Raw genomic sequence first — 12854 nt, forward strand, 5'->3', positions numbered from 1 at the left:
AACCCCTCCCCGCCATGAAGTACACGACGCTCGGCGCGAGCGACCTGCGCATCTCCCGCATCATCCTGGGCTGCATGAGCTACGGCGAGCCCGGACGCGGTGCTCACGGCTGGTCCCTGGGGCTGGAAGACTCCCGCCCGTTCTTCCGAGACGCCGTCGAGGCCGGCATCACCGTCTTCGACACCGCGAACGTGTACTCGCTGGGTTCGAGCGAGGAGATCACCGGGCAGCTCCTGCGAGAGTTCACCTCGCGCGATCAGGTCATCATCGCGACGAAGCTCGGGATGCCGATGGGTCCTGGCCCGGATGACGCGGGACTGACCCGGAGCGCGATCCAGACGCAGGTCGAGGCATCGCTGCGGCGCCTGGGCACCGACTACATCGACCTGTACCAGATCCACCGTCTTGACCACCGCACCCCGGTCGAGGAGACGATGGAGGCCCTTCACGGCCTGGTGGTCTCGGGCAAGGTCCGCGCCATCGGCGCGTCGTCGATGCACGCCTGGCAGTTCGCGAAGATGCAGTACACGGCCGACCTGAACGGCTGGACCCGCTTCGTCTCCATGCAGGACCAGTACAACCTGCTCATGCGCGAGGAGGAGCGGGAGATGCACCCGTTCTGTCTGGACCAAGGCGTGGGCGTCATTCCCTGGAGCCCGCTCGCGCGTGGTCGCCTCACGCGCGATCACGGTGCGCCCAGCCCCCGCCTCGATCTCGATGAGACCGGCTCGCGCCTCTACCTCCAGGACGAGGAGTCCGACCGGGCGATCGCGGCAGCGGTGGGTGCGATCGCGGACGAACGTCAGGCGTCCCGGGCGCAGATCGCCCTCGCGTGGCACTTCGCCAAGCCCGCGGTCTCTGCCCCGATCATCGGCGCCACCAAGCCCAGCCACCTGCACGATGCGATCGCCGCGCTGGAGATCGAGCTCACGGCCGACGAGGTGCAGCGGCTCGAGGCGCCCTACCGACCCCGCAGGCCCGAAGGCTTCTGAGGCTCAGTTCAGGCGGGGTCGCCGGCCGAGGCCGGGTGACCCCGTCGCGGGACGCGCGAACCCGTCACCGCCAGATGGACTTGATCTCCTGGAAATTGCCGACCGCCTCGGGGCCGAACTCCCGGCCGAGACCGGAGTCCTTGTAGCCGCCGTACGGCTGGTTGAGGTCGGGACGGTATCCGTTCAGCCCGATCGAGCCGGTGCGGATGCGCCGTGCCACGTCGAGCACCGCATCGGGGTCGCCGTACACGGCGCCGGCGAGTCCGTACCGCGAATCGCTGGCGATGCGGACGGCATCATCGACGTCGTCGTAGGCGAGCAGGGTGATCACCGGTCCGAAGACCTCTTCCTGCGCGATCTGGCTGTCCAGGGCCGCACCCGTGACGATCGTCGGCGCGACGTAGTAGCCCTCGTCCGGCAGCGTGGTGTCCCCGGCCAGGATGGTTGCGCCCGCTGTCCGGGCCGCCTCCACCATGCCGGTCACGCGGTCGTAGATGCGCCGCGACACGAGCGGGCCGAGCTCGGTCGACTCATCGAGCGGATCGCCGACCCGAAGGTCGCGGGCCAGGTCCACCAGGCGGTCGCGGACGGTGTCGTACAGGCTGTGCGGCGCGAGCACGCGAGCCATGAGGGCGCACGTCTGCCCGGTGTTGTCGAAAGCGGCGTTGCGCAGGCTCTGGAAGGTCGCATCCAGATCGGCCGATTCGAGCACGATGGCGGCGGACTTGCCGCCGAGCTCGAGCGTGACCGGGACGAGACGGCGTCCCGCGACCGAGGCGATCTGGCGGCCGGCTTCGGATGACCCGGTGAACGCCACCTTGTCCACTCCCGGGTGCGCCACCAGCGCCTGGCCGGTCTCACGGCCGCCGGGGACGATGTTGATCACGCCGGGCGGCATCCCGATGGCGAGGCTGGCGTCGGCGAGGTTGAAGATGTCGAGAGGAGTCTCGGCGGCGGGCTTGATCACGACCGTGCACCCGGCCGCGAGCGCCGGGGCGAGCTTGAGCGTGGTGGATGCCTGGGGGTGGTTCCAGGGGACGATGAGCGCGGCGACGCCGAGCGGCTCGCGCCGGACGATGGAGGTGCCGGGGCGACTCACGTTCGCGCGGACCTCCTCGACATCCGTCTCGCGCGCGACCTTCGCGTAATAGCGCAGGTGACTGACCGGGCGGATGCCGCCCCACGGGCGCGAGAGCGCGACGGGCTGGCCGATCTCGGCGGTGATCAGCGCGGAGGTCTCCGCCCCGCGCCGCTCGAGCTCATCGGCGAGGCGATCCATCCAGTCGGCGCGCTCCGCCGAGCTCAACTGCGGCCATGGACCGTGGTCGAAGGCCTCGCGGGCGGCGCGGACCGCGCGGTCGACATCCTCCGCCGACCCGTCGGGCGCGCGGCCGACTTCGCTGTAGTCCACCGGACTTTCCACGACCACCTGGGCGCTCGTAGAGGGGCTGACCCACTCGCCACCGACAAAGATTCGATCCCGCGACACCGCCATTGACGTCATGGGCGAGAGCCTAGCATCGATGGCTATACCCATAGGTATATCTCGAATGGATGCCGGAGCTCAGCTGTTCGATCCGTCGAAGCCCGCGGCATCCAGCGCTCGAGAGATGGAGGCGGCGGTGAGGCGAACCAGGTGGATCATGTTCTTGCCGTCGGCATCCTTCTCGGTCAGCGCGAGCGAGACGGCGGCGATCACCATTCCGTCCGCACCGCGCACCGGGGCGGCCACACCGATGTGGACGTTGTCGATCTGCCGGTCACTGACCGCGTAGCCGGTGCGCACGATGTCGGCGAGCACCCGCTCCAGCACGGCGCGATCCGTGTAGGTGCGCGACGTGTACGGCTCGAGGTCGCCCGAGAGCACCTGCTCCTGCACCTCCTCGGGAGCGTGAGCCAGCAGCACCTGACCGATGGCCGTGGCGTGCATCGGATAGCGCCCGCCCACGAGCGGCCGTCGCGTGGGGCGGCGAGGACTCTGGAAGCGTTCGATCGAGACCAGCTCGAGACCCTCGCGGATCGCGAGGTGCGATGCGTAGCCGGTCGTCTCGTAGAGGTCCTGGATGTACGGTCGCGCCAACCGCTGCAGCCCGACCGCACGCGGCGCGAGCGAGGCGACCTCCCACAGGCGAAGGCCGACTCGGTACTTGCTCTCGCCGTCCCGCTCCAACGCGCCCCACTCGGTGAGGCGCTGGACGATCCGGTAGCAGGTCGCGATCGGCAGGCCGGTCCGCCGGCTGATGTCCGAGAGGGACTGTCGGATGCGGCCGCCCTGGAAGGTCCCGAGAATCGCGAACGCGCGATCGATCACCGAGCGCGACGGACCGCCTTCATCCTGGTCCGCCTGCTGCTCCGCTGTCACGGTTCCATTATCGTCCCGGCGACGCGCCCGCCCGCGCCGGAGCAGCCGGCCTCAGCCCGCGAGCACGAGGCGCAGCTGCTCGACGGCCCAGTCCAGCTCGGTGGAACGGACCACCAACGGGGGCGCGATGCGGATGGTCTGGCCGTGCGTGTCCTTGACCAGAACGCCTCGAGCGATCATCCGCTCCGCGACCTCGCGGCCGGTGCCGACGGCGGGGTCGATATCGATGCCCGCCCACAGCCCGACCACGCGCACCGCCGTGACGCCGGAGCCGACGAGCTCTGCGAGTTTGACCTGGAGGTGCTCACCGAGCGCGGCCGCGCGACGCTGGAACTCGCCGGTGGCGAGCATCTCGACGACCCGGGTGCCCACCGCCGAGGCCAGCGGGTTGCCGCCGAACGTGGAACCGTGCTCACCGGGGCGGATCACGCCGAGGACGTCGCGGTCGCCCACCACGGCGGACAGCGGCAGGATCCCGCCGCCCAGCGCCTTGCCCAGCAGATACACGTCCGGCACGACACCTTCGCGATCGCACGCGAACGTCTCGCCCACGCGACCGAGTCCGGACTGGATCTCATCGGCGATGAACAGCACGTTGTGGCGCTGGGTGATCTCGCGCACCGCGCGCAGGTAGCCCTCCGGCGGAATCACGACACCGGCCTCGCCCTGGATCGGCTCGAGCAGCACGGCCGCGGTGTTCTCGTCGATCGCAGCCTCCAGCGCCGCGGCATCCCCGAACGGCACGGTGCGGAATCCCGCCGCATAGGGACCGAAGTCGTCCCGGGCCTGAGGATCGTCGCTGAAGCCCACGATCGTGGTCGTGCGGCCATGGAAGTTGCCGCCCGCGACGATGACCGTCGCGCGGTCGGGGGCGATCCCCTTGACGCGGTAGCCCCACGCCCGGGCGACCTTGATGCCCGTCTCGACGGCCTCGGCGCCGGTGTTCATGGGCAGGACGAGGTCCTTGCCGCACATCTCGGCGAGCGCGGCCGCGAAGACTCCGAGCTGGTCGTTGTGGTACGCCCGGCTCGTCAGCGTCAGGCGGGCCAGCTGCTCCTGGGCGGCGGCCAGGATCGCCGGATGCCGGTGCCCGAAGTTCAGTGCGGAGTACGCCGACAGCAGGTCGAGGTAGCGCTTGCCCTCCACATCGGTCACCCAGGCGCCCTCACCGCGCGCGATGACGACCGGCAGCGGGTGATAGTTGTGTGCGACGTGCTCCGCTTCGGCGGTGATGATCGCCGAGGTCGCCGCATCCAGGACCACCGGGACGGTCATGATGTCGCTCCGCGAAGTTCCAGGGTGCAGCACTTGATGCCGCCGCCGCCGAGCAGGAGTTCGGAGAGATCGATCAGTACCGGGTTGTACCCGCGGTCGCGCAGCTGCCGCTCGAAGCCCTTGGCCCGAGGGGAGATGAGGACGTTGCGGCCGTCGCTGGCGGAGTTGAGCCCGAAGACCGCGCCGTCCTCGTCGGACACGTGGATGGCGTCGGGATAGCGCTCGGCCAGAATCGCCTGGCTGCGCGCGTCGAACGCGGCGGGCAGGTAGGCGATGTTCGCGCGCTCCGGTCCGCCGTCGGCCACGCCTTCCACCGGATCGAGCACGGTGAGCGCGGTGTCGAGGTGGTAGAACCGCGGGTCGGTGAGGCTCAGCGAGATGACCTCGCGGCCGAAGACCTCGCCGACCTCACGATGGCTGTCGCCCGTGGAGCGGAAGCCGGTGCCGGCGAGGATGGTGTCGCCGACGAGCAGGAAGTCGCCCTCGCCCTCGTTGACCTCGACGGGGACGCGCGTGTCGAACCCGTAGGCGCGGAACCAGTCGATGAACGGTCCGGCCTCACCGGCACGCTCCTGAAAGCGGAACTTCGGACCGTACGCGACACCGTCGATCACGAACCCGCCGTTGGCCGTGTAGACCATGTCCGGCAGCCCCTCGACGGGGTCGATGAGCTCCACCTCGTGACCGAGTGCGAGGTAGGTGTCGTACAGCGTCTGCCATTGGCGCACCGCCACCGCGGTGTCGGTGGGGTTGGCCGGCACCATCCAGGGGTTGATCGTGTAGCTGACCGTGAAGTGCTCCGGCCGGCACATCAGGTAGCGGCGATGGTGCTGCATGCGGGTGGAGGCGCTGAGCGCGTGGGCGGCGGGCGCCGTGTTCTGCGTGGACATTCTGCTCCTCAGGCAGGGACGGCGGACGCTGTCCAGGGGCCCGGCGGCCCTCCGACCCGCTGCGTTCGCGCAGGATCCGCGCGGGGTGGAAGGGTGCGACTCGAGCACGCCGCCACCCATTCTCGCATGCGCGAGGCCAGGATCCCCGATGGATGTGCCCGGTTGCGACGGCATGCCGGCGACGCCGGCGACAGCATCCGCCCTCAGTCCGTCTGTGCGTGTTCGGCCGGGGGGTATTGGAAGACGTCATCCAGGCCCACGCCGAAGACCAGGGCGATCTGGAACGCGAGCTCGAGGGTGGGCGAATAGCGTCCCTGCTCGATGGCGATCAGGGTCTGGCGGGTGACGCCGATGCGCCGCGCGAGCTCGACCTGGGTGAGCCCGGCGGCTTCGCGGAGCACGCGGATGGAGTTGGTGACCTTCGTGGGCTTGACCATCAGGCGATCCCGCGACGGTAGGCGATGACGCGCGCCACGCTGCCGACGATCGCCGCCAGGGCGAACCCGAAGTACATCGTGTTCGCAATCCAGAACCAGTCGGCTTCGAAGGCGCACAGCACGAGCACGCCGAGTCCGGCGATCAGCAAGAAGCTCTGCCCGACCCGACTTCCCATCCGCGAGATGTCGCGATCGCGGACGTCCGAGGCGCCGACGCCTTCGGGATCGCCCATGCCCGCGAAGATCCCCCACAGGATGCTGAGCACGATGGTGACGACGATGCTTCCGCCGATGGTCCAGAGCATGATCGGCCACCAGACCACGTCGGTGAGCGGTCCGTCCCCGGCCTGCTGGAGGATGACGATCACGTAGATCGCGGTACCGATCGCGCTGACGATCAGACTCGTCCAGGTGTTGCGTTCCTCGTAGACCATGATCCACCCCCATGTCTGGAATATTTGACATTGAGACGGTATCGCGGGCGACGGATAGATGTCAAATATTCTTTACTCATTCGGGCGTGTTCAGCGACGTGCAGCCCGGTCAGCGCCTGACAGGCTGGAGGCATGACGCGCCGGACCGCTGAAGACACTCGCCGCCTGATCCTCGAGGCCGCCATCCAGATGCTGCTGGAGCGCGGGGTGACCGCGGGTGTACAGCACATCCGCCTCCAGGAGGTACTGCGCTCGGTGGGTCTCACGACGGGGGCCGCGTACCGGATCTGGACGGATCAGACCGAGTTCCACCGGGATCTCGCCGTGGAGATGGTCGGGGTTCGGTTCGCGCCCCCCGTCGCCAGCGCGACGGAGGCGATTCAGGACGTGCTCGCCTCGGACGGCTCGATGCACGACGTCGTGCGGGCCGCGGCACTGGATCACGTCACCTACGCATCGAAGTTCCATCTCGAGCCGGAGTCGCGCGACTCGCACGCGTTCATCACCGCCCTGGCCTTGCGCACGGCCGCCGGCGCCTGGCCGGAGCTGCGGGTGGCGAGCGCGGAACGGCATCGCGCCTCGGTGGCGGCATTCACCGAGTTCTACGCGGCCCTGCTGCACCGCTACGGGCGGCGGATGCGGTCACCGCTGACGATCATCGACTTCACCGAGGCGATGGCAGCGCTGGGCGAGGGGTTCGCCATTCGATCGGCCGAGGGGCTCGATCACCCCCGGTACGACATCCCGCAGGACGCCGAGGTGCCCAGCGGGCGGTGGACCCTGTTCGGCATCGCGATCCTCGGTCTGGTGGACGGGTTCACCCTGCCCGCATCGGATGAGGATGCGGCCCCCGGCCGACCGACGCAGAGCGCCGGTGGCCGGGGTCGCTGATCCCCCAGCAAAAGACGCGACGTCCAGGCCCGATACTCGACGGCGCGTCCGTCCCCCCACACACCATCGTGACGGCACAGGGCGCGCACGGCTAGAAAGATAACTTCTTTCTTCTGGGCGGCGCCGGTCTCCCTTTGCCGACCAGGTCAGATCACCGACTCCGACCAGGCGTCGGGGTTGCCGAACCGGTGCGCGGTGATCGTGATCGACTGCTCGTGCAGGAACGGCAGCAGCTCGAGCCTGCCTGAGGTCGTCACCTCATTCGGGTGGATCACCAGGTCCGGATCGCCGCCCACGGCTTCGGCCAAGGCGCTGTGCAGCGCGGCGACCGACGGCGCCGGCCCGACCAGACGCGCGCGCGGTGGGCGGGGACCGGATGCCGGGTCCTCAGCGATCATCCGCTCCAGCCACTGCTCATCGTTCTCGACGAAGACCGCGACGCCCTGCTCGCTGAGCGAGCGTCGCACCGCAGCGGGAAGGCCGACGGGCGCGCTGAGCGTGAAGTCCGATCCGGCGCGCAGACCGGCGAGCACGATCCGCAGAAGCGCCTGCCACGATGCGTCCCCGGTCGCGCGGACCGCGACATCCACCGGCCGGTACCGGAACAGGTTGCGCTCGACACCGAGGCGCGAGACGTCGCGGACCTGACCGAACTCGCGATCCCAGGCCAGCGCGTCCGAAAGCGCGCCGCGGCGCAGCCACTCGAAGGCTTCGTAGTCCAGCGACGGCTGTGCTGCCTCGATGACCGTTGTGATCCGCGAATCCAGGCCCCGCAGGTGCAGGGTCGCCGAGGTCGCCGTCCCGGCGGACGGGCGCCAGGAGCCCAGGCCGATCAGGTAGTTGGGTCCGCCCGCCTTGGCGCCGGCGCCGACGGATGAGCGCTTCCAGCCGCCGAACGGCTGACGCTGGACGATCGCGCCGGTGATCCCCCGGTTGACGTAGAGGTTGCCCGCCTCCACGTCGGCGAGCCAGACCTCGAGGTCATCCGGATTCTGCGTGTACAGCCCCGCGGTCAGCCCGTACGCCACCGCGTTCTGCAGCTGGATCGCGTGCCCGAGCGAGTGCGCGTGCATCACGCCGAGCACGGGCCCGAAGAACTCCTCACGGTGGAAGCGGGATCCGGGTTGCACACCGGCGCGGATGCCGGGGCTCCAGAACCGCCCGTCGAATTCGACTCCGTGATCCAGTGGCCGCGGCTCGACGAGCCAGTGCTCGCCCTCTTCGAGCGTGGACAGCGCCCACGCGAGCTTGCCCTGAGGGGGCTCGATGACCGGTCCGACCTCGGCCATCGGGTCACTGGGCAGTCCGATGCGCAGCGAGGTCGCGGCATCCACCAGTTGACGTGCGAAGCGCTTGGAACGGCCGACCGGACCCACGAGGATGGCCAGCGAGGCCGCCGAGCACTTCTGCCCGGCGTGGCCGAAGGCGCTCTTGACGAGGTCGGATGCCGCGAGATCCAGGTCGGCGGAGGGCATCACGATCATCGCGTTCTTGCCGCTGGTCTCGGCCAGCAGCGGCAGGTCCGGCCGCCAGGAACGGAACAGGGCCGCCGTCTCCCAGGAGCCGGTGAGGATGACGCGATCCACGTCGGGGTGGGACACGAGCTGTTGTCCCAGTGAGCCCTCATCGATGTCGACCAGCGCGAGCACGTCCCGCGGCACCCCGGCATCCCACAGCGCTTCGGCGACCACGGCGGCGCAGCGACGTGCCTGGGGGGCAGGCTTGAACACCACGCCGGAGCCCGCGGCGAGCGCGGCCAGCACTCCGCCCGCGGGAATGGCCACCGGGAAGTTCCACGGCGGCGTGACCACGGTCAGTCGCGCCGGAATGAAGACGGCACCGCTGACCCGGTCCAGCTCTCGCGCCGTCGCGGCGTAGTAGCCGGCGAAGTCGACCGCTTCACTGACCTCGACGTCCGCCTCGGCGAAGACCTTGCCCGTCTCGGAGGCAGCGACCTCGATCAGCTCACCACGGCGGGCTTCGAGGGCGCGTGCCGCCGCCTCGAGCACGGCGGCGCGCTCGCTGGCGGGCCGCGCGCCCCACGCCTGCGCGGCCTGTCGCACCCGGGCCACGGTCTGCTCGAGCGCGCCTGCGTCGGTGATGCGCGCAGCGGCGATCGTCGCGTCACCGGCGGTCGAGGTGTCGACCCGGTCCAGGATCGCGCGGCTCCACTCCCGGTTCGCCGCCAGCGAGGGATCGGTGTCGGGGGCGTTGCGGAATCCCGGCGCACCCCCCGCCCGGCCGTCTGCTTCGCGCGCCGCGTAGACGGCGGTCTCGACGAAGGTCGCGCCGCCGAAGACGCTGGCCGCCGCCGAGGGCTCGATCGGCACCGTGTCGCCCTCGCCCGAGCCGGAACGGGTGATGCCGAGCACGGCCTGCGTCAAACCGCCGGGATCCACCTCGTCCGAGTCGCCGCTTTCGTCGGCCGGAGTGCCATCGGTCCCCGTTCTTTGACCCGCGGCACCGCGCACGAGCCGCTCAGCCGCACCCGGACCCCGCTCCGTCGCCTCGTCCGCCGGCGGTCGGTTCCGATCCTGGCCGCGGTTCGGTCCTGTGCGCAGCGCGGCGTCCGACGAGCGCGCGATCGACGCCAGGAACCGGTCGCGCTCCCGGTCGAACATCGCCGGGTCGTCGGCCAGCTCGAAGGCCGCGGAGAGGAAGTTCTCGCTGGACGCGTTCTCCTCGAGGCGGCGCACCAGATAGCTGATCGCGACATCGAACTCGTCTGGCCGCACGACCGGGACATACAGCAGCACCTGTCCGACCTCGCGGGCCACCGCCTCGACCTGTCCCTGGGCCATCCCCAGCAGCATCTCGAAGTCGATCTCGTCCCGCACACCCCGCTGTCCGGCCAGCAGCCACGCGTAGGCGATGTCGAACAGGTTGTGTCCCGCGACTCCGATCCGCACCGCCGCCGTGTGCTCGGCGCGCAGCGAGAAGTCCAGGCACCGCAGGTAGTTGGCGTCGGAGTCCAGCTTGTTGTCGAACGTCGCGAGCGACCAGTCGTGGAGGACGGCGTCCACCCGCTCCATCGCGAGGTTCGCGCCCTTGACCAACCGGATCTTGATGCGCGCTCCGCCGGCCCCGACCCGCATCCGCGCCCAGGCCGTCAGCTGCTCGAGCGCCGGCAGTGCATCCGGCAGGTAGGCCTGCAGCACGATGCCCGCCTCGAGTCCCTGGAGCCTCGGGTCCTCGAGCAGGCGGGTGAAGACCGCGATGGTCAGGTCGAGGTCGCGGTACTCCTCCATGTCGAGGTTGATGAAGGTCGGTCCGTTCGCCGCGTCCGGTGACGCCGCCGTCAGGTAGAGCGGAAGGAGTCGCTCGATCACCTTGTCGACGACCTCGTCGAACGCCCACATCGAAATGTGGCTCGCGATCGCCGACACCTTGACCGAGACGTAGTCGACATCCGGCCGGCGGATCAGCTCGTGGATGCCGTCCAGCCGGCGCAGCGCCTCCTGCTCGCCCAGAACCGCCTCGCCCAGGAGGTTCAGGTTGAGCCTTGCTCCGCTCTCACGGATTCGTGCGATCGCCGGGCCGAGCTTGTCCGGGCGCGCGTCCACGACGAGGTGCCCGACCATCTCGCGCAGCACGCGACGCGCGATCGGAACGACCGGGGCGGGCAGCACGGGCGCGACGGCGCCGCCGACCTGCACGGCGCTGCGCAGGTACCACGGCAGGAACTTCGGTACCAGCGGGGCGACTCGGCTCAGATTGGATGCCGCGGCCGCCAGGCTCTCGGGGCGCATGACACCGTCGACGAAGCCGATCGTGAAGGGCAGGCCGCTGGGGTCTTTGAGCACGCCCGCCAAGCGCGCGGCGGCGGGGTCGACGTCGGCCTCGGCGCTCTCGGCGACCCACCGACGGGCGAGTTCGATCGCCTGGTCAGCGAGCGTATCGGCGGGCGCGGTGGGCGGCACGGGTGTCGAGTGCATGACTCAAGCATGCGGCATCCGATCGTTCACGAAAAGCGACCATCTATGATCGATACCAATCAGTCCTATCGACTGTTTCTTCCCGAGCGAGGATCGCCGTGTTCGAACTGCGCCGGCTGCGATTGCTGCACGAGCTCGCGCTCCGCGGCACGCTCGCGGCGGTCGCGGACGCCCTGTCGTACAGTCCCTCGACGATCTCGCAGCAACTCGCGCAGCTCGAGCGGGACGCCGGCGTTCCGCTGCTGATTCCCGACGGCAGGCGGGTGCGCCTCACCGAGCACGGTGTCGCCCTCGCGGCGCACGCGTCCCGGGCTCTCGAGCTGGAGGAGCAGATCCGCGGCGAGCTCGAGTCGCTGCAGGCGGGGATCGCTCCGGTCCGCGTCGCGGTGCTGCAGACGGCCGCCCAGGCGATCCTCCCCGTCGCCCTGACACTGCTCGCCGATCGCGAACCGCGGCTGCGCGTCGAGATCGCCGAGGTCCCGCCCGAGGACGGACTCTTCGAGCTGTCCGCCGGCGGGTTCGATCTGGTGATCGCCGAGCAGTACCCCGGCCACACGCGCGCGCACCGCGCGGGACTGGAGCGGGAGATGCTGGGCAGCGACCCGATCCGCCTGGCGCTGCCGCCGGACGATCCCGCCGGCGGCGTCGCGGAGCTGCGCGACCGGGCGTGGGTGATGGAGCCGGCCGGCACCGCGGCGAGGCAGTGGGCGGTGCAGCAGTGCCGCGCCGCCGGTTTCGAGCCGGACATCCGCTTCGAGATCGCCGACCTGACCGCGCAGGTGCGGCTCATCGCCGCCGGCCGCGCGGTCGGTGTTCTGCCCGACCTGGTCTGGGCGGACCTCGATCCCCCGGTCCGGTTGCTGGATCTTCCGGGCGATCCAGCGCGCGAGATCTTCACCGCCGCGCGACAGTCCTCGATGTCACGCGGCGGTATCCGTGCCGTCCGGACGGCTCTGCGCGACGCCTTCGATGCCCGCTCGAGCGCGGCACGGCCGTCCACGGCGGGGTGAGCCGCCCCCGCCACCCGCGGACGGAGGTGCGGACGGAACCCCTCCGCAGGATCAGGCGCGGTCGGGAGAGGACGGACGACCGTCGGTGCGGATGTCGCCGTTCTGATCACGGACGACGTCACGCTCGTTCCGGGTGGAGGTGCCGTCGTCGAACACCGGGTCCCCGTGGTCGCTCCGCGCAGTGCGGCGGTCGTCTGCGGTGCGCCCCGACGCGTCGGTGGTGACGGCCGGGTCGATCTTGTCGGCTTCGCGCAGCTTCTCGGCCTGCTCGGCGCGCAGCTTCGCGGCATCGGAGGCGTGATCGTCGATCGTTCCGGCGGCGCGTTCGGCCTCGACGCTCGCCTGCGCGGCACGGGCCTTGGCCTGCTCGGCCTCGGCGGCAGCGCTGGCGGAGTCCGCCCGAGCCTGCGCCGCCTGCGCCTCGCGCTCACGGGCGGCCATTTCGGTCTTGCGCGCATCCTCGCGAAGGACCTGGGCCTTCTCGTGCTGTGCTTCCAGCTTCTTCGCCGAGTTCCGGCGCGAGAGCACCACGGCCACGATGATGACGATCGCCACCACCACCACGATGCCGACGATGATCCAGATGAGTGTCGAGGTATCCACGAGCTCACTCCTTCGGGTTTGCGGA

The 12854-nt window shown here is 70.2% G+C and carries 11 protein-coding genes; 3 read left to right on the forward strand and 8 right to left on the reverse strand.

The genetic code is table 11. From position 1 onward, the window contains the following. Positions 1–14: 14 nt before the first annotated feature. The gene (locus tag ABD655_RS00345; RefSeq protein ID WP_344710493.1) at positions 15–992 is read left to right on the forward strand and encodes an aldo/keto reductase; all 978 of its coding nucleotides are present in this window, start codon (positions 15–17) and stop codon (positions 990–992) included. A gap of 64 nt (positions 993–1056) precedes the next feature. Here the strand turns inward: ABD655_RS00345 and ABD655_RS00350 are convergent, their stop codons facing one another. The 6 genes from ABD655_RS00350 to ABD655_RS00375 form a co-directional block, all read right to left on the reverse strand. After that, positions 1057–2496 carry an aldehyde dehydrogenase gene (locus ABD655_RS00350; protein WP_344710495.1) on the reverse strand — a complete coding sequence of 480 codons (1440 nt, stop codon included), beginning with the start codon at positions 2494–2496 and terminating at the stop codon, positions 1057–1059. A gap of 60 nt (positions 2497–2556) precedes the next feature. Further along, complete coding sequence (locus ABD655_RS00355; RefSeq protein WP_344710497.1) at positions 2557–3354, reverse strand: IclR family transcriptional regulator; 798 nt, start codon at positions 3352–3354, stop codon at positions 2557–2559. A 51-nt stretch (positions 3355–3405) separates the two neighbouring features. Further along, positions 3406–4629 carry an ornithine--oxo-acid transaminase gene (rocD, locus tag ABD655_RS00360; RefSeq protein ID WP_344710499.1) on the reverse strand — a complete coding sequence of 408 codons (1224 nt, stop codon included), beginning with the start codon at positions 4627–4629 and terminating at the stop codon, positions 3406–3408. Next, a complete protein-coding gene (gene ddaH / locus ABD655_RS00365; RefSeq protein ID WP_344710501.1) occupies positions 4626–5519 on the reverse strand; it encodes a dimethylargininase in 894 nt (297 codons plus the stop codon). Before ddaH ends, rocD begins: the two co-directional genes overlap by 4 nt. A gap of 203 nt (positions 5520–5722) precedes the next feature. Beyond that, a complete protein-coding gene (locus ABD655_RS00370; protein ID WP_344710503.1) occupies positions 5723–5956 on the reverse strand; it encodes a helix-turn-helix transcriptional regulator in 234 nt (77 codons plus the stop codon). Further along, positions 5956–6390 (reverse strand): hypothetical protein, encoded by a 435-nt coding sequence (locus ABD655_RS00375; RefSeq protein ID WP_344710505.1) that lies wholly within the window; start codon positions 6388–6390, stop codon positions 5956–5958. The genes ABD655_RS00370 and ABD655_RS00375 overlap by 1 nt, the downstream gene beginning before the upstream one ends. 132 nt (positions 6391–6522) lie before the next feature. Between ABD655_RS00375 and ABD655_RS00380 the strand changes: the two genes are divergently transcribed. Further along, a complete protein-coding gene (locus ABD655_RS00380) occupies positions 6523–7281 on the forward strand; it encodes a hypothetical protein (protein ID WP_344710508.1) in 759 nt (252 codons plus the stop codon). A 146-nt stretch (positions 7282–7427) separates the two neighbouring features. On the opposite strand, the gene ABD655_RS00385 is transcribed toward ABD655_RS00380, so the two are convergent. Further along, positions 7428–11216 carry a proline dehydrogenase family protein gene (locus tag ABD655_RS00385; RefSeq protein ID WP_344710510.1) on the reverse strand — a complete coding sequence of 1263 codons (3789 nt, stop codon included), beginning with the start codon at positions 11214–11216 and terminating at the stop codon, positions 7428–7430. A 98-nt stretch (positions 11217–11314) separates the two neighbouring features. Between ABD655_RS00385 and ABD655_RS00390 the strand changes: the two genes are divergently transcribed. Next, positions 11315–12226 carry a LysR family transcriptional regulator gene (locus tag ABD655_RS00390; protein WP_344710512.1) on the forward strand — a complete coding sequence of 304 codons (912 nt, stop codon included), beginning with the start codon at positions 11315–11317 and terminating at the stop codon, positions 12224–12226. Positions 12227–12277: 51 nt separating this feature from the next. Here ABD655_RS00390 and ABD655_RS00395 read toward each other — a convergent pair whose 3' ends face one another. Beyond that, on the reverse strand, positions 12278–12829 hold the full coding sequence (locus ABD655_RS00395; RefSeq protein ID WP_344710514.1) for a hypothetical protein: 552 nt from the start codon (positions 12827–12829) through the stop codon (positions 12278–12280). Positions 12830–12854 lie beyond the last annotated feature (25 nt).

The organism is Microbacterium terregens (assembly GCF_039534975.1).
Lineage (GTDB): Bacteria > Actinomycetota > Actinomycetes > Actinomycetales > Microbacteriaceae > Microbacterium > Microbacterium terregens.

Bases quoted from the DNA above. Each gene is read 5' to 3' on its own strand.
- ddaH (WP_344710501.1), bottom strand. From the start codon at position 5,519: ATGTCCACGCAGAACACGGCGCCCGCCGCCCACGCGCTCAGCGCCTCC.
- ABD655_RS00345 (WP_344710493.1), top strand. From the start codon at position 15: ATGAAGTACACGACGCTCGGCGCGAGCGACCTGCGCATCTCCCGCATC.
- ABD655_RS00350 (WP_344710495.1), bottom strand. From the start codon at position 2,496: ATGACGTCAATGGCGGTGTCGCGGGATCGAATCTTTGTCGGTGGCGAG.
- rocD (WP_344710499.1), bottom strand. From the start codon at position 4,629: ATGACCGTCCCGGTGGTCCTGGATGCGGCGACCTCGGCGATCATCACC.
- ABD655_RS00370 (WP_344710503.1), bottom strand. From the start codon at position 5,956: ATGGTCAAGCCCACGAAGGTCACCAACTCCATCCGCGTGCTCCGCGAA.
- ABD655_RS00385 (WP_344710510.1), bottom strand. From the start codon at position 11,216: ATGCACTCGACACCCGTGCCGCCCACCGCGCCCGCCGATACGCTCGCT.
- ABD655_RS00380 (WP_344710508.1), top strand. From the start codon at position 6,523: ATGACGCGCCGGACCGCTGAAGACACTCGCCGCCTGATCCTCGAGGCC.
- ABD655_RS00375 (WP_344710505.1), bottom strand. From the start codon at position 6,390: ATGGTCTACGAGGAACGCAACACCTGGACGAGTCTGATCGTCAGCGCG.